Origin of the sequence: Streptomyces sp. NPDC002588 (genome assembly GCF_040295925.1) — a bacterium.
Lineage (GTDB): Bacteria > Actinomycetota > Actinomycetes > Streptomycetales > Streptomycetaceae > Streptomyces.
The window spans coordinates 1-26531 of record NZ_JBEOWF010000006.1; the positions used below are offsets into that span (position 1 = coordinate 1).

Below are 26531 nucleotides of genomic sequence, written 5' to 3' on the forward strand. Positions count from 1 at the left end.
GCCGCCGAGACGGTGGCGGCGAGCCACCCCGGGCTGAACGTCCTGGTCAACAACGCCGGCATCATGCTGCGGGAGAACCTCCTCGACCCGGCCGCGCTCCCGGTCGCCGAGGACCACGTCACGGTCAACCTGCTCGGCACGATCCGGATGACGTACGCCTTCCTGCCGCTGCTGATCGGCAAGGCCGACGCGGCCGTCATGAACGTCACCTCCGCGCTGGCCTTCGTACCGATGCCGGGCACCCCCACCTACAACGCGACCAAGGCCGCGCTGCACTCCTTCTCCGAGAGCCTGCGTGTGCAGCTCGCCGGTGCCGGCGCCGGCGTCCAGGTGATCGAGGTGGCCCCGCCGGGCGTGCGCACGACCCTGCTGGGGCAGCAGGACTCGGAGAGGTCCATGCCGCTGGACGACTTCCTCACCGAGACCCTGGACCTGCTGCGCGAGCAGCCCGACGCGAAGGAACTCGTCGTCGAGCGCGCCCGGTTCGTGCGCGACGCGGAGGCCAACGGCTCCTACGACCAGGTTCTGGCGATGCTCAGCGGCGTCTGAGCGACGCCCCCAGCCACTCGTTCCTCCCCGCGACACGGAGATCGGAAGAGCCGAGATGAAACTCACGAACGAAGACGCCCTCGAAATTTCCCGGGTGCTGGCTCTGTGGGGCCACATCATGGACGATCGCGAGCTGGACCGCCTGGGCGAGGTCCTCACCGAGGACGCGGTCTGGGACGCAAGCGCCTTCGGCCTCCAGCCGGCCGTCGGACTGGACGCGGTCACCGCTGTCCTGGGTGCCGAGGGGCACGCGCGGGCCCACCACACGACGAACATCGTCGTGTCGGACGGCCCGGGCGACGAGGCTCATGTCCGGTCCAAGGGCCTGGGCGTCGTGGACGGCGGTACCGTCATCAGCGCCGTGTACATGGACGACCTGCGGCACACCGCCGACGGCTGGCGCATTTCCAAGCGGGTCATACGCGTGAACTGAAGGGTCTGCGAAGACCCGGTCGTCGCGTCTGCGCCGGTCTTGCCACCCCGTACCGGGCCCCGTTACCTTGCGGCGGGGTTTCTGGCCAGGTACGCGGTGCGGTCCGGCGCATCGATGTCCCGCGCACGGAACGGACATCGGGTGACAGGTCGAGGCAAGGGCCGGCAGGAAGCGCAGTACGGTCTGCTGACGAGCATCGCCGCCGAGGCGGGGGTCTCGCTCAGCACCGTGTCCAAGGTGGTGCACCGGCGCCGGGACGTGGGCGAGGCGACCCGGGAACGGGTCGAGGAACTGCTCGCGCGCTGCGGCTACGTCCGCCCGTGGGAGCGGGATCCCGCGACGCCACGGCAGATCATCGTCGTCTTCCGCGACCTGTCCGGCCCGTACACGCTGGAGGTCGCCCGGGGCATCGTGGACGCGGCCGGGGAACTCGGCATCGACGTGGTCACCGGGACGACGAGCCGGCGCTCGATCTCCGGGTGGCTGGAGGAGTGCGTCGCGCTCGGCGCGGCGGGCATCGTGATCGTCATCTCGATGCTGGCCGAGGAGGACCAGCGGCGCATCGTCGAGCAGCGGCTGCCGGTGGTGCTGATCGACCCGCTCAGCGCGCCGTCGGAGGACATCCCCAGCATCGGGGTGACGAACTGGAGCGGGGCGCGGGAGGCCGTCCAGCATCTGCTGGGGCTGGGGCACACCCGTGTCGGCATGGTCGCGGGCCGCTCGCACTCCCTCGCCGGCGCGGCGCGCGTGCACGGCTACCGGGCCGCGATCGAGGAGGCCGGGATCGCCTACGACGCGGCGATCGTGCGCTCGACCGACTTCGACTTCGCCGAGGCGCTCGCCGCCAGCCTGCAGATCCTGCGGGCCGGCGACCCGCCCACGGCCGTATTCGCGGCCAGCGACGCGCAGGCGCTCGGCGTGCTGGAGGCCGCCCGGCAGCTGGGGCTCTCGGTACCGGAGGACCTGGCGGTGATGTCCTTCGACGACACGCTGGTGGCGGCCATGGCCTGCCCGCCGCTGAGCGCGGTGCGCCAGCCCTTCGAGGAACTGGGGCGGGAGGCGACCCGGGTGCTCATGGATCTCGCCCAGGGCCGCCCGCCCGCGTCCCCGCGGATCGAGCTGGCGACGGAACTCGTCCTGCGGACCTCGACTTCCGTCCGTCGCCGAGTCAATACCCCGTAACCCGCCGCCCTGCGAAACCCTTTCGCAATGTGCCGGTGACAGTGCGGTGTCCCCTGCGAATACTGGCTTCCTCCCCGCACCTCCCTTTTCAAAGGAACGCCGTTGAAACGATCCTGGGCGCGAAAGGCTTTCGCTTCGGCGACGGCCTTCGGCATAGGCGTGGCATTCGCCGTCGCCTCCGCGACAACTGCGTCGGCATATCAGCCGAGTACCGCGAATCTGTATACGGCGACCAACACCGCCGCGTGCAACAAGAGCCCCTGCGTGCTCTACCCGAAGTCGGCCCAGCTGCCGGACGGCCGGATCGTGGCCACGTTCGAGGACAGCGAGAGCGCTCCGGTGGGCCAGACGATGCCGGTCTACAAGAGCGACGACGACGGCACGACCTGGTCCAAGCTCGCCGACGTCAAGGCCCCCGCCTATCTCTCCGGCGACTCCGCGTACGCGAAGTACACGAGCAACTGGACCAACCCGTACCTCTACGTCCTCCCGCAGGACGTCGGCTCGCTGAGCGCGGGGACGCTGCTGCTCGCGAGCATCGTCTCGGGCGACGACTACTACTACGAGGAGCAGAAGGCCGCGAACTCCAGCTGGACGCCGTCCGGTGACGGTGACCGCAAGGACGTGGCGCTCGCCCTGTACGCCAGTACGGACGACGGCGCCACCTGGAGCTTCGAGAACATCATCGCGGCCGGCGGCTGGCAGGGCGGCAGCGCGGGCAGCGTCGGCCGCGTCTCGACCGCCAACACCGCCGCCCAGGTCGACCCCGTGTGGGAACCCCACCTGCTCGCCCACAACGGCACGCTCATCGCCTACTACTCCGACGAGAGCGACTACACCGGATACGACACCACCACCGGCGCCCCGGCCCTCGACCCGGACAACGACACGGCCACGGACTCCAAGGGCCAGGTCCTCCTCCACCGCACCTGGGACGGCGGCAGCGGCACCACCTGGAGCAGCCCGGTCGTGGACGTCCCCGGCGCCACGGTGAGCATGGGCAGCGGCAAGACGGAGATCGGCGGCGGCCGTCCGGGCATGACGACGATCGCCCCGACGACCGACGGCAAGTGGCTCATGACGTACGAGTACTGGGGCGGCGGGACGAACGTCCGCTATCGGATCTCCGACGACCCGACGAAGTTCTTCTCGGCCACCGACGCCGCGATCACCTCGCTGCCGGTGCCCTCGGGCGGCAACACGCTGTCGACCGGCGGCAGCCCGGTCCTCCTCCCGATGCCGGACGGCCGGATCGTGTACAACGCGGCCGGCAGCGGCAGTGTGTGGGTGAACGAGTCCGGGCTGAGCACCGGCACCTGGAAGCAGTACCAGACACCGATCGCCGCCGGGTACAGCCGCAACCTGCAGTACGTCGACGGCACGGGTCGGGTCCTGATCCTCCAGGCGTCCTGGAGCGGCGGCAGCGTCGGCCCCGTCAAGTACGCCGAGGTCGACCTCGGCCGCTCCGACGGCGCCTACTACAGCCTCGTCAACCGGCTGACCGGCCAGGTCCTGAGCACCGCCTCCGCGAAGACGCAGGACGCGAACCTCACCGGGAACACCCCCGACCTCGTCCTGAGCGCGGCGGACTCCACCGCCATCACCCAACGCTGGCACCTGGCGGCCAAGGGCAGCGACGTGACGCTGCTCAACAAGGCGGGGGGCCGCGCGGTCGCCATCTGGACCGGCACCGCGACGGCCGGGCAGAAGCTGGCCCAGTGGGTCGACGACGGTGCCACCGACAAGGAGTGGACGCAGGTCTCGTCGTCGACGAGCGGGTACTACAAGCTCCGCTCGGTCCGTAACACCAGCCTGTACATGACCGGAGCGACCGCGGGCGGCTCCGTCACCCTGGCGGCGTCGGCCGACGACGGCTCACAGGACTGGCTGCTGGTCCAGGACCCCCTTCCCACGGACTCGGCCTTCACCCTGAAGGGCACGTACTCCGGCCGCTGCCTCGACGTCCCGAACGGCCAGACGGGCGTCCAGGTCCAGATCTACGACTGCTCGGGCAACGCCAACCAGACCATCACACAGACCGCGGCCGGCGAACTGCGGGTCTCCGGCAAGTGCCTGGCGGCCAACGGCGACGGCACCACCGCGGGCACCAAGCTGATCCTGTGGGCCTGCAACGGGAAGACCAGCCAGCAGTGGGCGTTCCGGGTCGACGGCACCATCGTCAACCGCTCCAACGGCCTGGTCGTCGACGTGACCAACTGGGGCAAGTCCAACGGCTCGAAGGTCCAGCTGTGGACGGGCCTGGGCAACGCGACCCAGACCTGGACCCGGAGCCAGTAGCACCGGATCGACGAGAGGGCGGCGCCACCGGATCGAACCGACCGGTGGCGCCGCCCTCTCGTACCCGTCTCCCGTGGCTCACTCCCGCTCGACGGTCACGGGCACGCGGTGCTGCCGTACGACGGTCGCGTCCCGCTCCGTACCGACGAGCCGGACGGCGGCCCGCGCCGGAGTGTCCAGGCTGGAGGAGCCCGCCTCGAGCAGGATCTCGCCGGGCTCGACGACACGGCGGCCGTCCAGGCCGGTGAAGGCCAGGCGGTCGGTGTGGACGTGGAAACGGACCACGGCCTGCTCGCCGGGGGCGAGGTCGACCTTGACGAAGCCGAGCAGGAAACGCACCGGCCGGGTCACCTGGGCGACGGGATCGACGGCGTACAGCTGGACGGTCTCGGCGCCCGCGAGCGTCCCGGTGTTCCGCACCCGTACGCGCACCGTGAACTCCCCGTCCGTCGGCACCGGTTCGCGGTCGACACCCAGCGGGTCGACGGCGAAGGTGGTGTACGACAGCCCGTGACCGAAGGGGAACGCGGGCGTCGGGTCGAGGTTGGAGAGGAAGCTCTGCCGGTCGCCGAGCGGCGGGTGGAGGTAGGTGTAGGGCTGCCCGCCCGGCGTGGTGGGGATCTGCACCGGCAGCTTTCCGCTGAAGTTGGCTCCGCCGGACAGGAGTCGGGCCACGGCCCGGCCGCCCTCCTCGCCCGGCAGGAAGACCTGCACCATGGCCGCGGCGGTGGACGCGAACCGGCCCACGGCGTACGGCCGGCCGCTGCTGACGATCAGCACGACCGGCCTCCCGGTCGCCAGGACCGCCTCGACCAGCTCCTCCTGGACGCCCGGCAGCCGCAGATCCTCGACGTCGCAGCCCTCGCCCGAGGTGCCGATGCCGAACATGCCCGCCTTGTCGCCGACGACCAGGACCGTGAGATCGGCGGCGGCGCAGGCTTCCACCGCGGCCGGGATCCCGGTGCGGTCCTCGTCCCGGATCGGACACCCGGACGCGAACTCCCATTGTACGGACGGGAGTTCTTCGGCCAGAGCGGTGCGCAGCGAGACCGCCTCGACACCGTTGCCGAGGTCGTCGCGGTCGGCGAGAACGTGGTTGGGGAAGCTGTAGCAGCCGAACATGGTGCGGACGTCGTCGGCGCACGGGCCGATCAGTGCGATCCGGCCGCCGGACGGGAGGGGCAGGGTCCCGTCGTTCGACAGCAGGACGGCGCTCGCCCGGGCCACGGCATGGGCCAGTCGGCGGTTGTCCGGCTTGTCCAGGTCGAGTTCGCCCGCGCGCAGGGCCGGAGGCCGCGGGTCCCAGCCGGGGTCCAGGAGCCCGAGTCCGACCTTCTGCCGCAGTACCCTGCGTACCGCGCGATCGACCGACTCCTCGTCGACCAGCCCCTGTTGTACGGCGTGGACCAGGGCGTCGCCGAAGCCCCGCTGGTCGGGCAGCTCGACGTCCATCCCGGCGCGCAGGGCGAGCGCCCCGGCGTCGGGCAGGTCGACCGCCACCCGGTGGGCGTTGACCAGGAAGGGCAGCGACCAGTAGTCGGAGACGACGGTGCCTTCGAAACCCCATGCCTCGCGCAGGACTTCGGTCAGCAGCCACCGGCTGGCGGCGGGTGCCTCGCCGTCGATCTCGGCGTACGAGTTCATGACCGAACCGACGCCCGCGGCGACGAGCCGCTCGAAGGGCGGCAGGATGACGTCGAGGAGTTCGCGGCGCCCGGCGTGGACGGGGGCGTGGTTGCGGCCGCCCATGGAGGCGGAGTACCCGGCGAAGTGCTTGAGGGTGGCGTACACCCCGGCGCTCTGCAGACCGGTGACGTACGCCTCACCCATCTCGCCCACCAGGTACGGGTCCTCGCCGTAGGTCTCCTCGCAGCGGCCCCAGCGGTAGTCGCGGATCACGTCGACGACGGGGGCGAGGCCCTGGTGGACGCCGGCCTCGGCCAGGTCGGCGCCGATGGCCGCGCCGACCCGCCGGATCAGTTCCGGGTCGAACGTGGCCGCCATGGCGAGCGAGGTGGGGTAGATCGTCGCGCCGTAGGCGGTGAAACCGGTCAGGCACTCGTCGTGCGCCATGGCCGGGATGCCGAGCCTGCTCTGCCGGACGATCTGCCGCTGGCGTTCGGCCAGGGCGCGGGAGTGTTCCAGGGCGGGCCGGGGCAGGGTGCCGTACGGGCGGGTGAGCTGGCCGAGACCGTGCCGGGCGGTCTCGGTGAGGTCGCCGACGCGGTCGAAGATGCTGGTGCCCGGCGCCACCTCGGGGCCGGCCGGTTCGACGTCCTCCCAGGCGCTGCTGAGCTGCGCCGCCTTCTCCGGGAGGGTGAGCCGGGCGAGCAGGGCCTCGACCCGTTCGGGGGCCGGCCGGGCGGGGTCGGTCCAGGGTCGGTCGTCCTCGTGCTGGGGGACGCCGCCGTGGTCGGGCATGGTGGTCGTCATTCACGACTCCTCGGGGAGTTGTGCGGGCACGCCGACGGGGCCGGGCACCCGGCCCGGCCGTCGTCGGGGTGAACTGCCCGGTGGTATGGGCTACTTGGAGAAGCCGGCGGTGAGACCGGCGACGAGCTGGCGCCTGGCCAGGATGAACAGCGCGAGCATCGGCAGGGTGGAGAGCACCACCGCGGCCATGGTGGCCGGTACGTCGATGCCGAACTGGCCCCGGTAGAGGGTCAGCGCCAGCGGCAGCACGGCCTTGTCGCCGCTCTGGGTGAGGATGAGCGGGAAGAGGAAGCCGTTCCAGACCTGCAGTCCGTCGTAGACGGCGACCGTCATCAGGGCCGGGCGGGCCAGGGGCGCCGCGAGCGAGAAGAGCATGCGCCAGTCGCCGGCGCCGTCGACGACCATCGCCTCGAACAGCGAGCGGGGCACGTCGCGCAGGAAGCTCACCAGGATCATCACGGTGATCGGCAGCGCGAACGCGGCCGAGGGGAGGACGATCGCGAGCAGGCTGTCGTACAGCCGCATCCTGATGATCAGCAGGTAGACCGGAATGATCACCGCCTGCAGCGGGATCGCCAGGCCCAGCAGGTACAGCCGGAACGACAAGCGGGACAGGCGGCTTCCCGCGCCCCGGACGATCGCGAAGGCGGCCATCAGGGCGACGGTGACGGTCAGGGCGACCGTCGCCGCGGTCACGATCACGCTGTTGAGCAGGTAGGCCGTGAAGTCGCTCGCCAGGACCGTCCGGTAGTTGCCGAGCGTCGGGTGGCCGGGCAGGGCCAGTGGGCTGTCGGCGGTGAAGTCGGCGCGGCCGCGCAGGCTCGTCACCACCAGCCAGTACACGGGTACGACGACGATCGCGGCCCACAGGAGCGTGGCGCCGCCGGTGAGGGCGCGACGCAGCAGTCCCGGCAGGGGGTTCGGCCGGACGGGCCCGGGCGGTGTCGCTCCGCGTGTGCGGACCCGTGCCTGCCCGGCGGGGGTGGGCGTCCTGGTCACGGTGGTGCTCACATGCCCTCCTGCCGGCTGTCCATCCGGGTGAAACCGGACAGTCGGGTGGTCAGCAGCGACAGGCCGAGGCCGAAGACCACCAGGAGGGTGGCGACGGCGCTGGCCCGGCCCATGTCATGGGCCTGGAATCCGGTGATGTACATGGCGAGGGGGAGAACGCGGGTGGCGGTGCCGGGGCCGCCGGTGCCACCCGACAGGACGAAGATCAGGTCGAAGTAGGTCAGCGATCCGACGAGCATGAGCGTGCTGGACGTGACCATCGTGTACTTCAGCTGCGGCAGGGTGATGTGCAGGAAGCGGGCCGCCGGTCCGGCGCCGTCGAGGGCGGCCGCCTCGTACAGGGCGGTGGGGATCTGCCGTATTCCGGCCTGGTAGAGCAGGGCGTGGAACGGCACGAACTGCCAGGCGATCACGGAGATCACCGTGTACAGCGCCAGGTCCGGCGAGCCGAGCAGCGGCTTGGCCAGCCAGTGCAGGCCGGGTGTGGCGCCGATGCCGAAGGACGGGTCGAGCAGCGCCTGCCAGGTCAGGCCGATGGCCACCGCCGACAGCAGGAGGGGGAGGAAGAACAGCACCGCCAGCAGCGCCCGCACCCTCCCCCTCGGCGCCTGGAAGACACCGAGGGCGAGCGCGATCGGCGTCTGGACCAGCCAGCTCACCGCCATCACCTTGACGGTGAGTCCCAGTGCCTGCCAGGTGGCGCCGTCGGTCAGGACCTCGCCCCAGTTGGCGAAGCCGGCCCAGCCGACGGAGCCGAGGCCGTCCCAGCGGGCGAGGCTGAGGGCCAGCACGCCGACGAGGGGGACGAGACCGAACAGGCCGAAGAGCAGCAGGGCGGGGGCGGCCATGAGGAGGCCGGTGCCTCCTCTCCGGCGCGCGGGGGCGGTGAGCGTCACGACGACGCCTTGCTCATGTTCGTCCCGAACTCGGCGGGCGAGATCTGGCGCAGGAACGATTTGTCGGTGTTGGTCAGCAGCGGGTCGGCCTGGTCGGACGGCAGGGCCTGGTCCCAGGAGAGCTGGAAGCCCGGCGCGTTCTGCACCAGGTCGTAGACGAAGGTGAGCCACTCCTTGTCGGACGACGACTTCACCGCCGCCAGCTTGGACTCCAGGCCCTTGACCGGCGGCACGCTCCCGGCGGCGAGGTAGGCGTCGGTCTGGGAGGCGTTCAGGACGTAGTCCTTGAAGTAGGTGAGTGCGGCGCTCTTGTTCTTGGTCGCCGAGTTCAGCGACAGGAAGTTCGAGGGGTTGCCGACGATGCTGCCCGCGCTGCCCGCGCCGCCGGGCAGCGTCGGGAACGCGGTGTAGCCCAGGTCGCCGTTCTTCAGGAAGTCGGGCGCGGCCTTGGCGATGTTGGCGTACTCCCAGGTGCCCATCACCTCCATCGCCGCCTTGCCCGTGTAGAGCAGGGCCGTGGAGGCGCCCTGGTCGTAGCTGACGGAGGAGGCGTTGTCCCCGAAGGCGCCGGCCTTCGACAGGTCCTGGAGGTACTGGTTGGCCTTGGTGACCGACGCGTCCTTCCACGCCGAGGCGTCTCCGGAGGCGATCTTCGTGAACACCTCGGAGCCGCCCTGGCGGTCGAGCAGGTACTCCAGGTACATCAGCGTCGGCCACTTGGAGTTCGCGGCGAGGGACAGCGGGACGACGCTCTTGGCCTTCAGCTTCTTCACGGCCGCCAGCAGGTCGTCGTACGTCTTCGGCGGCTCGACGCCGGCGTCGGCCAGCACCTTCTTGTTGTAGTAGAGGACGACCGGGGCGAGGCCGTTGGCGGGCACGCCGTAGGCCTTGCCGCCGAAGGTGGCGCTCTGCATCACGCTCGGGGTGAACCGGTCCGTGTCCGCGTCGGTCTGCGTCAGCGCGTCGACCTTGCCGGCCTTGACGTAGTCGTTCAGCGCTCCGCCGCCCCAGCTGAAGAAGATGTCCGGGGCCTGGTTCGCGCCGAACGCGACGCGCAGCTTCTGCTTGTAGTCGTCGTTGGCGAACAGCCGCAGGGTGATCTTCGCGTCCGGGTGGTCCTTGTTGTACGCGTCGACGGAACTCTTGAGGATCGTCTGGTCGTTGAGCGCCCACATCGTCAGGCCCTTCCCGGACGACGCGGACGATCCGGACGGCCCCGAAGTCCCGCACGCGGCAAGGCCCATGGCCGCGGTGAGGGTGACGGCGGCCGCGACGAGACGTCGCGTTCTCGGGCTTCCGGGGTTTCCGTTGACCGGGACTCTCCGCATGGTGTGCCTCTCTTGTTTCCACATGCCGTCGGTGGGCCAGGCAGATCGGAGACCGGTACGAAAGGCTTTCGGGTGCCCTGCTGCCGACGGCCTGCCTGCTGGCGGGGACACTCGCACGGAATTCACATCCGGAACAAGGACCGGAAATGTCTCGGTTACGAAAGACTTTCGCCGACCCTTGCGGGCATCCACCTCACAGGGCAGCCCCAGGTCGGTGACCTGGGGCTGTCGCGCCCCTCCGGGCGAGCGGCGGTTCGGCGGGACCCTTCACGTCAGGAGCCGGCGGTCGCGTGCGGGAAGGCGACCACGGCCGCGATCTTCTCCGGGCGACCGGTGCGGCCGAGTGATATGGCATCGATCAACCCCGCTGCCCGTCCTTCCGGGACGGAAAAGAGTTCACCTCGCCTGAATTCTCGGCGGAAATACGCGCGTCAGGGAACCGGCGGAACACCGGCGGGACCGGCTTCTGTTTTCGAACAATGCGGCGGCGGGAATTCCCCCGAGATTCCTGCGGCGGATGCCGCTCGGGCAAGTGCGCTCTCCGCGGATTTCCTCACGAGCCCGCCCGCACGGTCAGTTCTCCGTTCCCGCGGCCCAGAGCACGGTGTCGCCGGACTTGATCAGGACGTTTCCGTCGGCCTGGAACACCAGGACCGCTCCTTGGTGGCCGTTTGTCCGTGAGGACCACAGGGGCTGCCCGCCGCTGTTGTAGACGACCAGGTTGCCGTCCGTCTGGAAGCGCGCGGAATTGCCCTCGCCCCGGGTCATCGCGGCCCAGCGGGCCTTGTGGTTCTCGTCGTAGATCACCAGGTTGCCGTCCTGCTGCATGATCAGACTCCGGTCCCCGGCCACCACGGACTCCCCGGTGGCCAGCTCGAACGTGGCCTCGATGACCTTGAGTTCCGCGTCCGGCTGCTGGGCCTCCGGGCTGTTGCCGGCTTCTTGGGACTGCTCGGTCTCCTGCGGCTCCTGGGCCGAGGCGGACGGCGTCTTCCCCGCGGTCGCCGAGGCGGCCGAGCCGGACGGCTGTGTCTGCGTGGACGGGGAGGACTCGGCGGAGGAACGCTGTGTACCGAAGTGGACGGTGGCCACCACGGCCACCGCGACCGCGGCCGCCGCGATGGCCGCGGTCAGCGGCCAGGCGGGCCGGCGGCTCCGGGCGGGCTCGGCCGGGGAGGCGGGGAGAGTGCCGGACCTCAGGGTCTCCGGGGCCGCTTCCTGGCCGGCGAGGACCGCGGTGGCTTCGTGCGCGAGGTCGACCAGGGTGCGCGCCGACTGCTCGGTCTCGGCGAGTTCTCCGGCGAGAACCGTGGGGCACTCCTCAGGCCAACGCCCGATCCGGCCGCCCACCTGCTCCAGCCATCCGCTCAGCCGGGCCGCCGTCGGGCGCCCGGCCGGGTCCTTGGCCAGACAAGCGGTGAGCAGCGGCACCAGCTCCGGGGGGACGCCCGTGAGGTCGGGTTCCTCGTGGACCACTCGGTACAGCAGGGTGGCCGCGGGGATCTGTTCCCCCGCGCGCGAGAAGGGGCCGCGTCCGGTCGCGGCGTAGACCAGCACGGCGGCCAGTGAGAACACGTCGGCGGGTTCGGCGGCGACACCGCCGACGGCCTGGTCCGGCGCGAGAAAGCCGGGGGAGCCCACGGAGACACCGATGCGGGTGTGCCGGCTGTCGTCGGCGGCCCGGGCGACACCGAAGTCGATCAGCCGTGGACGGTCGCGTGCCAGCAGGACGTTCCCGGGTTTGATGTCCCGGTGCGCGAGGTCGGCCTGGTGCACGGCCTGCACGGCGCCGCACAGTTCGGCGGCGAGTGAGAGCACCGCTGTCTGCGGCAGCGGGCCATGGGCCGCGACCCATTCGGCGAGCGACGGCGCGGGCACGTACTCGGTGGCCAGCCACTGCGGGCGCCGGCCCGGGGCGCTGTAGTCCACGAGGGTCACGGTCCACGGCGAACGGACCCGGTCGCTGTTGCGTATCTCGCGGGCGAACCGCTCCTCGAACCCCGGCTCGGAGCTGAGATCGTCGCGGATCGTCTTCAGTGCGAGCAGCCGACCCGAACCCGTGCGGGACAAGAACACCTGCCCCATGCCGCCCGCGCCGAGCCGGCCGAGCAACGGATAGCCGCCTATGGACGTCGGGTCCGAAGGCCGAAGGTTATTCATGACGACTGTTCCCCGGAGGTTCGCATCAGCGCTTGAACTGCTCGCCGTGCCGTGGCTTGCGTGGTGGTGGGCAGGGTGGTCCGCAGCTCGCAAGTATGCCGGACGAGTACGTCCCTCGCCTTTCTTTCCGACGTGTCGGAGCCTGCCGGAACTGTGCCCGGCAGGGAAATTCCCAGAACCGTCGACGCGGAACGCAAAAACCCGGCAGACATTGCAAAACCGGCGGATATCCGCACCGCAACGGGAACATGCCGGACGGCCGCCGCCCTGCTCCGGGCACGGTGTTCCGGGGCCTGGCGCGGCAGAACGACTGCCCGTCACCCACATCGGCACAGGGGCGGTTCGGGAGTGGCCCGGGGGACGAGACCGTGTGAACCATATGTGGGGATTCGCTGCGCGATGTCGGTGCCATGGTGCATGGTGATTATCGGTGCACAGCAGGCGGCGGAGCCGTGTGATCCGCTCAGGTGAAGGCTGCCCGAGGGACCGGGCGCCGCACTCGCCACACCGTCCGCACGGACGGCACCTTCGCTTATCGGTCGCGTGCCCGACAGCCCTCATGGGCCGGCATGCCCACCAGCCTTCAGGGAGGCCTGACCCATGCCGATCGAGGAACTGAGCGGCGCCGTCCAGTACGTGATGGATCTCTTAGGCATCTTCGCCTTCGCCCTCTCAGGAGCGTTCCTCGCGGTACGCAAGGACTTCGACATCTTCGGGACGGTCATCCTCAGCGAGACGGCGGGCCTCGGCGGCGGACTCTTCCGTGACCTGGTGCTCGGGGTCACCCCCGTCGCCTTCACCGATCTCGGCTACTTCTTCACCCCCTGCGCCGCCGCGGCGATCGTGTACTTCGGCCACCGGCTGCGCCATGACGACACGGTGCACGACGGCAGGCTGTTCGACATCTCCGACGCGGCGGCGCTCGGACTCTTCAGCGTCACCGGCACGATCAAGGCGCTCTCCCACGGCTTCAACTCTCCCGCCGCCGTCACGCTCGGCAGCGCCAGCGCCGTCGGCGGCGGCGTGCTCGCCCATCTCCTCGCCCTCGAACAGCCGGCGCTGCTCCGCTGGAACCGCGACCTGTACGCGCTGCCCGCCCTCGCCGGCGCGACCTCGGCCGTCCTGCTCCACGCCACCGGACTGCTGAACGTCGGCACCGCCATAGGCACCTCGCTGTTCGCCTTCGGACTGCGGCTCCTCGCCATCCGCTACAACTGGCGAACCCCGCGTTCCCACTTCTGGCGCCATCCGTTCGCGGGTATGCGGCAACAGCCGCCGACGGCGAAACCGGCCCCGCACCGCGCACCGGCCATGGACGCCGATACGGTCACGCTGCCCTCCCTCACGGCCGATACGCCCACGCCGCCCCCCTCAGCGCCCGGCACGGTCACCCTGCCGGGCATCGACGCGGGGCCGTTCACCCCGCGCAGGGGCCAAGTCGGTCAGTAGACCGTGGGTCAGGAGAGGGGTACGGGGGTGAAGCGGGACGCCACGTGGAGGTCGGATTCCATCAGGCTCGCGGTGGCGGCCAGTTCGGGGAGGATGTCGCGGACGCACTCCTCGGCCGTCCTGCGCGCCGCGTGCGTGGCGACGCCGACCGCCGCGACGACCCGGCCCGTGCGGTCGTGGACGGGTACCGCGATCGAGCGCAGGCCCTGTTCCAACTCCTCGTCGACGAGGGCGTGATCCCCGCCGAGGCGCAGCACCCGTCCCGTCGCCGTGAGCCGCGCCGGGCGCCGGCTGCCCACCGTCACGTCCACGCTCATCAGGTGCTGCGCGGCCACCCCCGCCGTGTACTGGATCTCGTCGCCCTCCTCGGTGAGGACCGCCAGGGCCGTCGACTCGTGGACCCGCTGCGCCAGCGCCGCCAGGTGCGGGCCGGCGATGCGGGGGAGGGTCGTACGGGACAGGGGAGGGAAGCCGAGGGAGAGGATCCGGGGGGTGGGGGCGAAGGTGCGGGGCGGGGCGCCGGGGGTGACCAGGCCCAGGTGTTCGTAGGTGATCAGGGCTCGGCGGGCCGTCGCGCGGGCCAGGCCCGTCGCCTTCGCGACATCCGTCAGGGTCAGCTCGGACCGGCCCTCCCCGAACGCCGTGAGGACGGTGAGCCCGCGCGCCAGGGACTCGACGAAGCCGCGGCCCAGTTCCTGTTTCGACGCGCCCGTCCAGAGGGCGAGGCCCGCGGGCGGCGGCCCGGGGGCGGGGGTGGGGGCGTGCCGCAGGTCCGACTCCATCGTCCTCACCGCCGCCCGCAACCGGGGCAGCAGGGTGTCGCGCAGATCCGCCGCCGTGTGGCGGCTGGTGTGGCTGACGACGTTCGCCACACAGGCGACACGGCCCGTGGCCGGGTCCCGTACCGGGACCGAGACCGCGACGAGGCCCGGCTCGATCAGCTGGTCGTCCAGGGACCAGCCCTCCGCCGCCGCGTGCCGGGTGCGTCGTACGAAGTCCTCGTCGTCCTCGTCCGGGGTCCGGTGCGGGGCGGGCGGTATGGCGGGGAAGGTGCGGGACTGCGGGTCCGCGGCGCGGCGGGCACGCCACGCGGCCCAGTCCGTCTCCGTCCAGTCCGCGGCGAACAGGGGGCCCGGCGCGGTGCGTTCGGCCGGCAGCAGGTCGCCGATGCGGAAGCTCAGGGACATCGCGCGGCGGCGGGTCGCCTGGTGGATGAAGCGGATGCCGTCGCGGTCGGCGACCGCCAGGGACACCGACTCGTCCAGTTCGTCGGCGAGCGCGTCCGCCCGTGCGCCCAGCAGGGACGGCAGGCGCAGGGCGGCCAGGTAGGCGTTGCCCAGTTCCATCACCCGAGGGGTCAGGGCCGCGTCCCGGCCGTCCAGGCGGACGTATCCCATGCGGGCGAGGGTCGCGGTGACCCGGTCCACGGTGGAGCGGGCCAGGCCGGTGGCCCGTTCCAGTTCGCTCAGCCGCATCGCCCCGCCGGCCCCGGTCAGCTGCCGCAGCACGGCCACCCCGCGCATCAGCGGGACGACGGCCTCCTCGGGAGCGGCCGTCTCCCCTTCGGGGGTGGTGGTCATCTTCGCGGGCATCGGTTCTCCGGTACGGCGGTCTCCGGTACGGCGATCTGGGCAGCCCTACGGTAATCCGGACCCCCGGTCGTTCGGACGCGTGGGCGGCTGCTCAGCCCCGGGTGACCCGCACCCGGTACTCCTCCTGCGGGTCCTTCCCCGTCACCGAGATCCGGATCTTCCGCTTCGGATCCTTGAAGGTCTCGCCGGGGACGAACGCGGCGTCGGAGAGTTCCGCGTGGACGTTCGGGCTGCGGGTGCAGCCCCCGCTGTCCTTGCGGGAGTCGTACAGCGTCATCGGCCCCATGCCGGTGTCGACGTCCGCGTCCACCCGGTACACGAGCACGCCCGGCCGGCACACCGTCTCGTCGTTGCCGCCGCGGGCGCGCAGTTCGACGGCGTAACCGGTACGGCCGTCGAGGGGGACGAAGACGAGCTTCGGGCCGCCGGACCGCCACAGCGGGGTGAGCGGGTACTCCGTCGTTCCCCGCGCCGCCGCGCAGGAGATCTGGGAGGGGTCCAGCCAGCCCAGTTTCCACTTGTGCCAGCCGAGCAGGTCGTTGTTGGCTCCCCAGTCCTCGCTCATGATGTCCCAGTGGCCGACCGCGCCGCCGCCGTCCTGGGTGTAGAGGTCGGGCAGGCCGAAGACATGGCCGTTCTCGTGCGGCAGGACGCGGTAGCCGGTGCGGCCGTAGGAGCCGGAACCGTCGTCCTGGCGGGAGTAGACGAAGGACGCGTTGGCGACCGACACCCCGTCGGCGACCGGGGCCTCGGTGTTCCCGGCGAAGGTGACGGACAGCACCGTGTCCAGCGCGGAGGGGCCCGCGTTCGGGGTCACCAGCACGTTCAGCAGGTCGTACGCGCGGAAGTCCACCGTCGGGTCGGCGGCGGCCACGATGTCCTTGACGAGGGCGCGGTAGCCGGGGTCGAAGGGTGCGCCGCGGTCTATGCGGTACGCCCGGAACGACTTCGGCATGTGCAGCCAGCGCCGGACGGGCGTGTCGGAGCGGTAGTCGAGACGGCCGTACGACGCCGTGCGGAACCATTCCTCGGTCTGCGGGAAGAACTCGCGGTAGCGGGCGAGCGCGCTGCCCCGGCCCGGGGTGCCCGGGAAGTCGATCATCAGGGTGAGGGCGCGGACGGTGCCGGTCGAACGGACGTATCCGCCGGGCGTCGGGAAGCCCTCGGACATCTGGACGGCCGGGCCGCCGCTGATCATGCAGGGGGCGAGGGCGGAGGAGCGGCCCAGGAAGACCGGGCCGGCGCCCGCCCTCGCCGGTCCTGGGGCGGGGGCGAGGCGGCCGTTGCCGGCCGACGTGCTGACCACGAGGGTCAGCGCGGTCATGGAGACGAGGGCGGCGAGGCGGCGCGGGCGTATCCGGCGGCGGAGCGGCTCGCCCGCGCGGGCCGGGGCGGCGGGGCGCACGGGCTGCGGCTGCATGCGAGACCTTTCGCTCCGGGCAGCCGCCGGCAACCGGCTGCACCCCTGCGATCACCCTGTGCCGGGGTGCGGACGGACGCGCGCTGGAAGCGACCGATCGGGGATTACCGGGCGGTACGGGAGGCTCCGTTTACCGCGGCCTCGCGCGTGACTCAGGTCACATGGGAAAACTTTCGGGTTCGGGAAATATCCGGGGACCGTTTCCCCGTTTAGCCAGGTGTCCGAGCGAAACGGGGACAGCTTCCCCGGATCGCCGCAGTCCTTCGACAAGGAGTACGACCGTGCAGACCGCGATCGCCGCAGAGCGCAAGGCGCCCCGGCCGCGCGCCGACGCCCTGCGCAACCGCGAGCGGATCGTCACCGCCGCCCGCGAGATGTTCACCGAGCTCGGCCCCGACGTGCCGCTCGACGACATCGCCCGCCGGGCCGGCGTCGGCAACGCCACGGTCTACCGTCACTTCCCCGACCGCGACGCGCTGGTCCGCGAGGTCGTCTGCTCGGTCATGGACCGTACGGTCCAGGCCGGTCAGGCCGCCCTCGCCGAGACCGGCGACGCCTTCGCGGCGCTGGAGCACTTCGTGCACGCCTCCGCCGACGAGCGGGTCGGCGCGCTGTGCCCGATGGTCTCCAGCACCTTCGACCGGCACCACCCCGACCTGGAGGACGCCCGCAAGCGCGCCGAAAAGATCATCGAAGAGGTCATGGACCGCGCCAGGGCGGCCGGACAACTGCGGTCCGACGTCGGCGTGGGTGACCTGATGATCGCGGTGGCCCAGCTCAGCCGGCCCCCGGCCGGCACCGGATGCCTGAACGCCGACCGCTTCGTCCACCGCCATCTCCAACTGTTCCTGGACGGACTGCGGGCCCCGGCCTCCTCCGTCCTGCCCGGCACGGCCATGACGATGGAGGACCTGCGCCAGGCCTGAGCGATTAGACGGCAGTACCTCAGCAGTCCATACGTGTGCTCGACACGTCACCTGTGCTCGGCACGTCCTTTTCCCTTACGAAGTTCCGACGAAGTCCCGAAGTGGGTACCCCCATGTCTCAGACAGTTCCGGCAACTCCGGACGCCAACCGCTGGAAAGCCCTGGCGTTCATCGCCATAGCCCAGCTGATGGTCGTCCTCGACGCCACCATCGTGAACATCGCGATGCCCTCCGCCCAGCAGGACCTGGGCATCTCCGACGGCAACCGGCAGTGGATCGTCACCGCCTACGCCCTCGCCTTCGGCGGTCTGCTGCTCTTCGGCGGCCGCATCGCCGACCTGTGGGGCCGCAAGCGCGCCTTCGTCACCGGTCTCGGCGGCTTCGCCGCGGCCTCCGCGCTCGGCGGCGCGGCCACCAACGAGGCGATGATGTTCGGCGCCCGCGCACTCCAGGGCGCCTTCGGCGCGCTCCTCGCGCCCGCCGCGCTCTCCCTGCTCGCCGTGATGTTCACCGACGCCAAGGAGCGCGCCAAGGCGTTCGGCATCTACGGCGCGATCGCCGGCGGCGGCGGCGCCGTCGGCCTGATCCTCGGCGGTTTCCTCACCGAGTACCTGGACTGGCGCTGGACGTTCTTCGTGAACATCCCGTTCGCGATCGTCGCCGCGGCCGGCGCGTACTTCGTCATCCGTGAGCCCGAGGGCGGCCGCAACCGCTCCTCCCTCGACATCCCGGGCGTCGTCCTCTCCACCCTGGGCCTGGTCTCCCTGGTCTACGGCTTCACCCGCGCCGAGGCGGACGGCTGGAGCGACTCCCTGACCGTCGGCATGTTCGTCGCGTCCGCCGTCCTGCTCGCCGCCTTCGTGATCGTCGAGTCCAAGGTCAAGGCGCCGCTGCTGCCGCTGCGCGTCCTCACCGACCGCAACCGGGGCGGTGTCTACCTCTCGCTCGGCCTGGCGGTCATCGCGATGTTCGGCCTGTTCCTCTTCCTGACCTACTACCTGCAGGTCGTGAAGGGCTACTCGCCGGTCAAGACCGGCTTCGCGTTCCTCCCGATGATCGCGGGCATGATCACCGGTTCCACCCAGATCGGCGCCCGTCTGATGACCCGGGTCCCGGCCCGGCTGCTGATGGGCCCCGGCTTCCTGGTCGCCGCGCTCGGCATGCTGGTGCTGACCCGCCTGGAGATCGGTTCGTCGTACGCGGCCCTGCTGCTGCCCGCGATGCTGCTGCTCGGCCTCGGCATGGGTACGGCGTTCATGCCGGCCATGTCGCTGGCCACGTACGGCATCGAGCCCCGTGACGCCGGTGTCGCCTCCGCGATGGTCAACACCTCGCAGCAGGTGGGCGGCGCGATCGGCACCGCCCTGCTGAACACGGTCGCCGCGTCCGCGACCACGTCGTACATCAAGGACCACATCGCCGGTGCCGCCGGCAAGCCCCAGCAGCAGCTGGTGCAGCTGGAGGGCATGGTGCACGGCTACACGATCGCCATCTGGTTCGCCGTCGGCATCCTGGTCACCGCCGCCACGATCGCCCTGACGCTCATCAACGCCGGCAAGCCGGACATGGGCGGCTCGGTCGCGGGCGCGGAAGAGGGCGCCGAGGAAGCCGTACACGTGCCGGTGGTCGCCCACTGACGCGCGTAGCGCCGGCTGTCTAGCGCAGCCAGGGAAGGTCGGCACCCGCTTCGTTGGGCTCGAGTCCCTCGGCGACGATCTGCATGATCTCGCCGAGGGACTTCTGCTGTTCCGGGCTGAGCCGGTCGAACACCGCGTTGCGCACGGCGGTGACATGGCCGGGCGCCGCCCGCCTGAGTACGTCCAGGCCCTGGTCGGTGAGGACCGCGAACTGCCCGCGCTTGTCCGAGTCGCAGTCCTCGCGGCGCACCCAGCCGTTCTTCTCCAGCCGGGCGATGGCGTGCGAGAGCCGGGAGCGGGTGATCTTCGCGTACATGGCCAGCTCGGTCATCCGCAGCCGGCGGCGGGGCGAATCGGCGAGCTTGACCAGGAGACCGTAATAGATGTGGGGCATGCCCGCGTCGCGCTGGAGCTGTCGGTCCATGTGGTCCTCGAGGAGGGTGGTGGCGTGCACGTAGGAGCGCCAGACGCGCTGCTCCTCGTCGGTGAGCCACCGGGGCGCTTCAGCGGATGTGGATGCCGTATTCATGTACTCCACTGTAAAGGTCTGCTCCTTGAATCTTGAACTAGTCGGGAATATGCTCTTGGACGTTGACGTTTTAGATTTCAAGCAACCTGGTTCCGGACACCACGGTCCCGGGCAAACCGGCCCGCGGCAACACCGTTGCGGGAAACAAGGCCCTCAAAGGCAAGGTTCCGCGAACCCAGGTCCCCAGAAACAAGGTCCCGGAGGGAGTCGTCGTCATGTCCGCCGCCACTCAGGAGCGCATGCCCGCCCTGTATCTCAGCCATGGCGCCCCGCCGCTCGCGGACGACCCGATCTGGCCCGGAGAGCTCGCGGCCTGGTCCGCCGGCCTGCCCCGCCCCAAGGCGATCCTGATGGTCTCCGCCCACTGGGAGGAGGCCCCCCTCGCCCTCGGCGCAGTCGACCCGGTCCCCCTCGTCTACGACTTCTGGGGCTTCCCCGAGCACTACTACCGGGTGACGTACGACGCCCCGGGCGCGCCCGGGCTCGCGGAGAGCGTACGCAAGCTGCTGCGCGCTCCCGGGACCCCCGTCCAGGACATCCCCGACCGGGGCCTGGACCACGGCGCGTACGTACCGCTCGTCGAGATGTTCCCCGCCGCCGACATCCCGGTCCTGCAGATCTCGATGCCGACCCTCGACCCGGTCCGCCTCATGGAGATCGGCCGCAAACTCGCGCCCCTGCGCGACGAGGGCGTCCTCATCGTCGGCTCCGGCTTCTTCACCCACAACCTGGCCGCCCTGCGGCAGGTCGGGATTCCCCGCTGGTCCGTGGAGTTCGACGACTGGGGGCGGCGCGCCATGGAGTCCCGCGACTGGGACTCCCTCCTGGACTTCCTCCACAAGGCCCCGGCCGGCCGCTACGCCCACCCGCGCACGGAGCACTTCGCCCCGCTGTTCGTGACCATGGGCGCCGCCGAGGTCTCCGGCGAACTGGACGCGCAGAAGTCGGTGATCGACGGGTTCTGGATGGGGCTGGCCAAGCGGTCGGTGCAGTTCGGCTGACCGTCGGGTCGCCCTGGAGCTGCCCCGGAGTTCCCCTAGAGTTCCTTCTCGTACCAGGCCACGTCCCAGTAGCGGCCGAACTTGCGGCCCACCTCGCGATAGGTGCCGACATGCCGGAAACCGAAGCGTTCGTGCAGGCGCGCGGACGCTTCGTTCGGCTGGGCGATCCCCGCGTACGCGCGGTGCAGGTCCTCGCCCGCCAGCGCCTCGAAGAGCGCCTTGTAGAGCAGCGTGCCGATGCCGCGGCGCCCGGCCCGCGGCGACACGTACACCGTCACCTCGACCGACGTGGAGTAGGCCGCCTTCGGCCGGTAGGGGCTGGATGTGGCGTACCCCAGAATCTCCTGTGAGTCCGTGTCCACGGCAACCTTCAGTCGGTACGGTCCGTCTTCAGGGTGGGAGAGCAGCCACGAGCGGCGCTCCTCGGAAGTGAAGACCGCGGTATCGAATGTGATGGACGTCTCACGTACGTAGTGGTTGTAGAGGTCCGTGAGGGCTTCGAGGTCTGCCTCGATTCCTGGCCTGACCTGCACCTCGCTACGTTCCGGCGACATCATGACTCCCCGTGTGGCCTGACGGTGGCCGGACAGGGTACTGCATGATCAGAAAATTCGAGGCACGGGTTGGGAATTCTGTCCTGATTCCAGTCGTTGTTTCCATCGGATGCAGGGCACCCGAGCAGAGTCCCGAAAACAGTCCGGGGACGACGTGAGCGAGTGCCTGGTGTCCAAGGACCACCCGCTGACCCCACCATCGCAAGGGAGCACGCATGGCAACCCGTGCCGTCGCCCGTCGTAAGTCCGCCACCGGCGAGACGGCCGACGCGGCAAGCAGTGTTCGCGTCCACGGCGGCGAGATCGCCGACCGCGATCTGGTCGGCATGTACCTCGATGAGATCGCGCGCACACCGCTGCTCGACGCCGCCAAGGAGGTCGAGCTGTCACAGATCATCGAAGCGGGTGTGTTCGCTCGGCAGGTCCTCGACGGGTACGAGGAGTCGAAGGCCCGAGCCACCCGGGAGGAGCTCGAGGCCCTCGTCGCCGAGAGCGAGCGGGCCAAGGACGTCTTCATCCGCTCCAACCTCCGGCTGGTCGTCGCGGTCGCCCGCCGATACCCCCGCAGCGGCCTGCCCCTTCTCGACCTGATCCAGGAGGGCAACGCGGGCCTGGTCAGGGCGGTCGAGAAGTTCGACTACCGCAAGGGCTTCAAGTTCTCGACGTACGCCACCTGGTGGATCCGCCAGGCCATCACCCGGTCCATCGCCGACCAGTCGCGCACCATCCGCCTGCCCGTCCACCTCGTGGAGGAGCTCGGCCGGATCCGCCGCGTCCAGCGCGAGTTCAACCGGGAGCACGGCCGCGACCCCGAGCCCGCCGAGATCGCCGCGGAGCTCGCCTCCACCCCGGAGCGCGTCATCGACGTCCTGGACTGGGCCCGTGACCCGGTCTCCCTGAACATGTCGGTGGACGACGAGGGTGAGACCCAGTTCGGTGACCTCCTGGAGGACACGTCGGCGGTGTCGCCGGAGCAGTCGGTCCTCACCCTGCTGCGCAGCGAGGAACTCGACGGCCTCATCGACCGCCTCGACCCGCGCACGGCGTCCATCATCAAGATGCGCTACGGCATCGAGGACGGCCGCGAGCGCACCCTGACCGAGGTCGGCAAGCAGCACGGCCTGACGCGCGAGCGCATCCGCCAGATCGAGAAGCACGCCCTGCTGGAGCTGAAGAAGCTCGCACGGGACACCGGCTTCGAGGCGGCGGCCTAGGGTGTGACAGGTCCTGAGCCCTGCCGGGTCACCACCCGGGCGTACCGGTTCCGCCCGCGTACGCCGGGTGGCCGGCCCGGCGCGAACATGGCGGTACAACGCTGCTTCAAAGGAGGGACCCGGGGGAACAAGTCTTCAGGGCACGGGAGTTCGGACCGCTACGACCCGGACCGCCGTCGAGACGAACCGACCCTGAAGCCCCGCACTTCCCAGGACCACGTTCCAGTACCAGGTTCCAAGACCACGTCCCGACGCAGCCATCCCCCCGGCGCCGGGACTTTCCCCGAGCCGGGCTTCGGTGCCTCTCCCCCCAGGCGCCGGAGCCCGGCTCGCTTTTTCGCGCCGATGGGGGTGGGCGGGGCACCCCGTACCTGAACCACGGGGTGGCCCGCCCGAATGGCAGATTGTGCCACATGGGCATAGCCTGCCGTGGTGAGCAGCTCCACCCCCGCCGCGGCCTCCCTGACCGAGCGGCGCAAGGCGGCGACCCGGATGGAGATCGCCAGAGCGGCCGCCGGCCTCTTCGCCGCCCGTGGCCCGAGGGCCACCCGCGCCGAGGACATCGCGCAGGCCGCGGGCATCGCCCCCCGCACCTTCTACCGCTATTTCGCCACCAAGGAGGAGGCCGTCGCCCCCCTCTACGCGGCGGGCGCCCAGCGCTGGACGGAAGCGGTACGCGAGGCTCCGCCGGAACTTCCCGTCCCCGCGGCCCTGGAGCGCGCCGTGCACCACACCCTCGTTCCCGGCGAAGGCGTCTCGGCGGCGTCCTGGCAGTGGGTGCGCACCCTGATCCGCATGGCGGGGACGAACCCCGGCCTGGGCAAGGTCTGGGCGGAGGTCTGCCAGGCGTCGGAGGAGACCCTGGCGGAGGTACTGGCGGCACGGCTCTCGCGGGGTGACGGCCCACGGGAGGGTGTCCCGTCCGACAACGTTTCCCATGACTCCGGCAGCGGCGGTGGTGGCGGTTGTGGTGGCGGAAACGAGTCTCGTGGGATCACCCCGCACCAGCGCTTCGCCGCCGCCGTCGCGAGCGCCGCGGTCCGGGTGGCGATGGAGAGCTGGGCCGCGGCGGAGACGCCGGCCGCCGGGCCCGACGGCCCCGCGGAACTGGCGCTGCGCAATCTGCGGGCGCTGCGGGGGTTCGCCTGGGAGGACGACCGGAACCGGGGTGGCCGACAGTAGGGCGAGGGCCGGACCGACGGTTGGCAGGGCGCGCGGGTGTGTTTCGCAGGCGCGCATGTGCGTTTCCGCGGCCCGCGTGCGTACCCGCGTTTCAGTGGACGCCCCCACCATCCGCCGCCCGCCCCAGCCGCTCCCCCAACTCCCTTACGCACTCGACCAGTTCCACCGGTCCCCGGACCGAGAAGTCGGACCCCACCGTCGCCAGCCGCATCGCCAGCCACTCCACGGGGCCGCTGGTCGACCCGCGCAGCCGGCAGCCGCCCCCGTCCTGCTCGACCGTCTGCGCCAGCCACACCGGGAGCCGGGTGGCGACGGACTCCGGTGAGTCCGCGAAGACGACGTCGTACTCGTACTCCGCTGTGTCCGGGCGCCACTGGATCGACCGCCGGAGGTATTCCGCCGCGTCGCCCGCCGGCAACTCCCGCGGAGCGAACCGCGCCCCCGTGGCGAACGGCTCCCGCACCCGGTCCACGCGGAAGGTGCGCCAGTCGGCCCGGTCGAGGTCGTACGCCACCAGGTACCAGCGCCGCCCCGTCGACACCAGCCGGTACGGCTCGGTCAGCCGCCGGGACTCCGTGCCGTCCTTCGCCCGGTAGGCGAACCGCAGCCGCTCCCGCCCGGCCACCGTGGACGCCATCACGGTCAGTGTCTCGGGAGCGATGCTCGCGCCGTCCCCGCTGGTCAGCGGCATGGTCGCGGCCTGGAGGGTGGAGACACGATGCCGTAGCCGGGCCGGCAGTACCTGCTCCAGCTTGGCCAGCGCCCGCACCGACGCCTCGTCCACCCCCTCGAGCGCGTGCCCGGCCCCCGCCCGCAGTCCGACCGCGATCGCCACGGCCTCCTCGTCGTCCAGCACGAGCGGCGGCATCGCCTTGCCCGCGACCAGCCGGTACCCGCCGTCCGAGCCCTTGGAGGCCTGCACGGGATAGCCCAGTTCGCGCAGCCGGTCGATGTCCCGGCGCACCGTGCGCCGGGACACTCCGAGCCGGTCGGCGAGCTCGCCGCCGGGCCATTCCCGGGGCGTCTGGAGGAGGGAGAGGAGCTGGAGCAGCCGAGCCGGGGTGTCCGTCGTCATACGTTCGAGGATGCCGCACCACTAGGACGTGATCTGACCTAATGAGGTCCTACCGTCACACCATGACCTCAACCGAACCGCTTGCGGACAGCACGGACCGGACGGCCGAGGCGGCGGACCGCCGTCGTTGGTTCGCCCTCGCGATCGTGATGACCGCTGCCTTCATGGACCTCGTCGACGTCACCATCGTCAACATCGCGATCCCGTCCATCCAGAAGGACGCGGGCGCATCCGTCAGCCAGATCCAGTGGATCACCGCCGGTTACGCCCTCGCCTTCGCCGCCGGGCTGATCACCGGCGGCCGGCTCGGCGACATCCACGGACGCAAGCGGCTGTTCCTCATAGGCATCGGCGGCTTCACCGTGGCCTCCGCGCTGTGCGGATTCGCCGCGGACCCGGAGATGCTCGTCGCCTCCCGCATCCTGCAGGGCGGTATGGCGGCGATGATGGTGCCCCAGGTGCTGTCGATCGTGCACGCCACCTTCCCGGCACACGAACGCGGCAAGGTGTTCGGCCTGTTCGGTGCGATCGTGGGCCTCGGCGCCGTCACCGGTCCGCTGCTGGGCGCACTGCTGACGGAGTGGAACCTCTTCGGGCTCGAGTGGCGGCCGATCTTCCTGATCAACCTGCCCTTCGGCATCGCCGGCCTGATCCTCGGCAGCCGTTTCATCACGGAGTCCAGGGCGCCCAAGGCCGTGCGGCTGGACCTGGTCGGCGTCGCGCTGGTGACCCTGGGACTGCTGATGCTGCTCTACCCGCTCACCCGGGGCCGTGAGCTGGGCTGGCCGCTGTGGGGGTACGTGTCGATGGCGGGCGCGTTCGGAGTCTTCGGGGCGCTCGTCGCGTACGAACGGCGCAAGAGCGCGCGGGACGGCTCGCCGCTGATCGAACTCTCCCTCTTCCGAGTGCGGAGCTTCGCCGCGGGGATCCTCATCCAGACCGTCTTCGGCCTCGCGCTCGGCATCTTCTTCCTGGTCTGGACGCTGTATCTGCAGGTCGGCCTGGGCTGGAGCCTGCTGCGGGCAGGCCTCACCGGCGTCCCGTTCTCGCTCGCCGTCTCCACGGCCGCCGGACTGTCCGTGCAGAAGCTGGTGCCGCGCTTCGGCCGCAAGGTGCTGCAGGCGGGTGCGCTGACCATGGCCGTGGGCGTCCTGCTCTACATCTGGGAGTCCGAGCGCTACGGCCTCGGCATCGCTCCCTGGCAGATGGCGCTCCCGCTGGTCGTGATGGGAGTCGGCATGGGCCTGATCGTCGCCCCCCTGACGGACGCCGTGCTGTCGGGAGTGCCGCGCGAGCACGCGGGTTCCGCGTCCGGGCTCATCAACACCGTGCAGCAGATGGGTAATGCGCTCGGTCTCGGCCTGGTCTCCGTGGTCTTCTTCGGCGTGATCCCGGACCGGCCGGCCAGCACCGAGGTGGGCCCCGCCTTCGTGAACGCCTTCCAGCACGCGCTGGTGTGGGTGGCCGCGGTGCTGGTGGCGATCTTCCTGCTGATGTCGGCCCTGCCGAAGCGGCCCGCGGTGCATCAGGAGGGGGCGGCGGGGGAGGAGTCCCCGGGGTCTGCGGACTCGCCCCGGGAAGGGCGTGAGCCGCAGCTCGTACCGTGAGCCGAACGGACCCGGTGCCCGGCACTCACCCCTGGTGCCGGGCACCGACTCTTGG

20 protein-coding genes and 1 pseudogene are annotated in these 26531 nt (G+C 70.9%); 11 read left to right on the forward strand and 10 right to left on the reverse strand.

Annotated features, from left to right (window positions below):
• The 4 genes from ABT057_RS08350 to ABT057_RS08365 form a co-directional block, all read left to right on the forward strand.
• Positions 1-549, forward strand: a 549-nt coding sequence (locus ABT057_RS08350; RefSeq protein WP_352341678.1) for an SDR family NAD(P)-dependent oxidoreductase, incomplete at its 5' end; no start/stop codon positions are given.
• 55 nt (positions 550-604) lie between these two features.
• On the forward strand, positions 605-982 hold the full coding sequence (locus tag ABT057_RS08355) for a nuclear transport factor 2 family protein (RefSeq protein WP_352341679.1): 378 nt from the start codon (positions 605-607) through the stop codon (positions 980-982).
• Positions 983-1123: 141 nt separating this feature from the next.
• Complete coding sequence (locus tag ABT057_RS08360) at positions 1124-2164, forward strand: LacI family DNA-binding transcriptional regulator (RefSeq protein ID WP_352341680.1); 1041 nt, start codon at positions 1124-1126, stop codon at positions 2162-2164.
• 264 nt (positions 2165-2428) lie between these two features.
• On the forward strand, positions 2429-4462 hold the full coding sequence (locus tag ABT057_RS08365; protein ID WP_352341681.1) for an RICIN domain-containing protein: 2034 nt from the start codon (positions 2429-2431) through the stop codon (positions 4460-4462).
• A gap of 78 nt (positions 4463-4540) precedes the next feature.
• On the opposite strand, the gene ABT057_RS08370 is transcribed toward ABT057_RS08365, so the two are convergent.
• From ABT057_RS08370 to ABT057_RS08390, 5 genes are all read right to left on the reverse strand, one after another.
• The gene (locus ABT057_RS08370; protein ID WP_352341682.1) at positions 4541-6895 is read right to left on the reverse strand and encodes a glycoside hydrolase family 3 N-terminal domain-containing protein; all 2355 of its coding nucleotides are present in this window, start codon (positions 6893-6895) and stop codon (positions 4541-4543) included.
• Between the two features lie 90 nt (positions 6896-6985).
• Positions 6986-7906, reverse strand: a complete 921-nt coding sequence (locus ABT057_RS08375; RefSeq protein WP_352341683.1) for a carbohydrate ABC transporter permease — start codon at positions 7904-7906, stop codon at positions 6986-6988.
• A complete protein-coding gene (locus tag ABT057_RS08380; protein WP_352341886.1) occupies positions 7903-8754 on the reverse strand; it encodes a carbohydrate ABC transporter permease in 852 nt (283 codons plus the stop codon). Before ABT057_RS08380 ends, ABT057_RS08375 begins: the two co-directional genes overlap by 4 nt.
• A gap of 44 nt (positions 8755-8798) precedes the next feature.
• The gene (locus ABT057_RS08385) at positions 8799-10130 is read right to left on the reverse strand and encodes an extracellular solute-binding protein (RefSeq protein ID WP_352341684.1); all 1332 of its coding nucleotides are present in this window, start codon (positions 10128-10130) and stop codon (positions 8799-8801) included.
• Between the two features lie 573 nt (positions 10131-10703).
• Positions 10704-12290, reverse strand: a complete 1587-nt coding sequence (locus ABT057_RS08390) for a protein kinase domain-containing protein (RefSeq protein ID WP_352341685.1) — start codon at positions 12288-12290, stop codon at positions 10704-10706.
• Positions 12291-12890: 600 nt separating this feature from the next.
• On the opposite strand from ABT057_RS08390, the pseudogene ABT057_RS08395 reads away from it, so the two are divergent.
• A pseudogene (locus ABT057_RS08395) lies at positions 12891-13526 on the forward strand (trimeric intracellular cation channel family protein); the annotation flags it as partial.
• 221 nt (positions 13527-13747) lie between these two features.
• Here ABT057_RS08395 and ABT057_RS08400 read toward each other — a convergent pair.
• Both ABT057_RS08400 and ABT057_RS08405 read right to left on the reverse strand, forming a co-directional pair.
• Positions 13748-15331: an IclR family transcriptional regulator domain-containing protein gene (locus ABT057_RS08400; RefSeq protein ID WP_352341687.1), complete on the reverse strand. Its 1584-nt coding sequence runs from the start codon at positions 15329-15331 to the stop codon at positions 13748-13750.
• Positions 15332-15422: 91 nt separating this feature from the next.
• Entirely contained in the window at positions 15423-16751 is a 1329-nt protein-coding gene (locus tag ABT057_RS08405) for a M6 family metalloprotease domain-containing protein (protein WP_352341688.1), read from the reverse strand.
• A 281-nt stretch (positions 16752-17032) separates the two neighbouring features.
• Between ABT057_RS08405 and ABT057_RS08410 the strand changes: the two genes are divergently transcribed.
• Both ABT057_RS08410 and ABT057_RS08415 read left to right on the forward strand, forming a co-directional pair.
• On the forward strand, positions 17033-17677 hold the full coding sequence (locus ABT057_RS08410; protein ID WP_352341689.1) for a TetR/AcrR family transcriptional regulator: 645 nt from the start codon (positions 17033-17035) through the stop codon (positions 17675-17677).
• Between the two features lie 113 nt (positions 17678-17790).
• Positions 17791-19314 carry an MFS transporter gene (locus ABT057_RS08415; RefSeq protein ID WP_352341690.1) on the forward strand — a complete coding sequence of 508 codons (1524 nt, stop codon included), beginning with the start codon at positions 17791-17793 and terminating at the stop codon, positions 19312-19314.
• 19 nt (positions 19315-19333) lie between these two features.
• Here ABT057_RS08415 and ABT057_RS08420 read toward each other — a convergent pair whose 3' ends face one another.
• A complete protein-coding gene (locus ABT057_RS08420; protein WP_352341691.1) occupies positions 19334-19843 on the reverse strand; it encodes a MarR family winged helix-turn-helix transcriptional regulator in 510 nt (169 codons plus the stop codon).
• Positions 19844-20058: 215 nt separating this feature from the next.
• Between ABT057_RS08420 and ABT057_RS08425 the strand changes: the two genes are divergently transcribed.
• Positions 20059-20844: a dioxygenase family protein gene (locus tag ABT057_RS08425; protein ID WP_352341692.1), complete on the forward strand. Its 786-nt coding sequence runs from the start codon at positions 20059-20061 to the stop codon at positions 20842-20844.
• A gap of 35 nt (positions 20845-20879) precedes the next feature.
• On the opposite strand, the gene ABT057_RS08430 is transcribed toward ABT057_RS08425, so the two are convergent.
• Positions 20880-21398, reverse strand: coding sequence for a GNAT family N-acetyltransferase (locus ABT057_RS08430; protein WP_352341693.1), 519 nt, complete (start codon positions 21396-21398; stop codon positions 20880-20882).
• Between the two features lie 215 nt (positions 21399-21613).
• Here ABT057_RS08430 and ABT057_RS08435 point away from each other — a divergent pair, with 215 nt between their 5' ends.
• Together ABT057_RS08435 and ABT057_RS08440 are read left to right on the forward strand one after the other, a co-directional pair.
• Positions 21614-22612, forward strand: a complete 999-nt coding sequence (locus ABT057_RS08435) for a sigma-70 family RNA polymerase sigma factor (RefSeq protein ID WP_352341694.1) — start codon at positions 21614-21616, stop codon at positions 22610-22612.
• Positions 22613-23104: 492 nt separating this feature from the next.
• Positions 23105-23794 (forward strand): TetR/AcrR family transcriptional regulator, encoded by a 690-nt coding sequence (locus ABT057_RS08440; protein WP_352341887.1) that lies wholly within the window; start codon positions 23105-23107, stop codon positions 23792-23794.
• Positions 23795-23885: 91 nt separating this feature from the next.
• Here the strand turns inward: ABT057_RS08440 and ABT057_RS08445 are convergent, their stop codons facing one another.
• A complete protein-coding gene (locus ABT057_RS08445; RefSeq protein ID WP_352341695.1) occupies positions 23886-24869 on the reverse strand; it encodes a helix-turn-helix transcriptional regulator in 984 nt (327 codons plus the stop codon).
• A gap of 62 nt (positions 24870-24931) precedes the next feature.
• Here ABT057_RS08445 and ABT057_RS08450 point away from each other — a divergent pair, with 62 nt between their 5' ends.
• Complete coding sequence (locus ABT057_RS08450) at positions 24932-26476, forward strand: MFS transporter (protein WP_352341696.1); 1545 nt, start codon at positions 24932-24934, stop codon at positions 26474-26476.
• Positions 26477-26531: the final 55 nt, after the last annotated feature.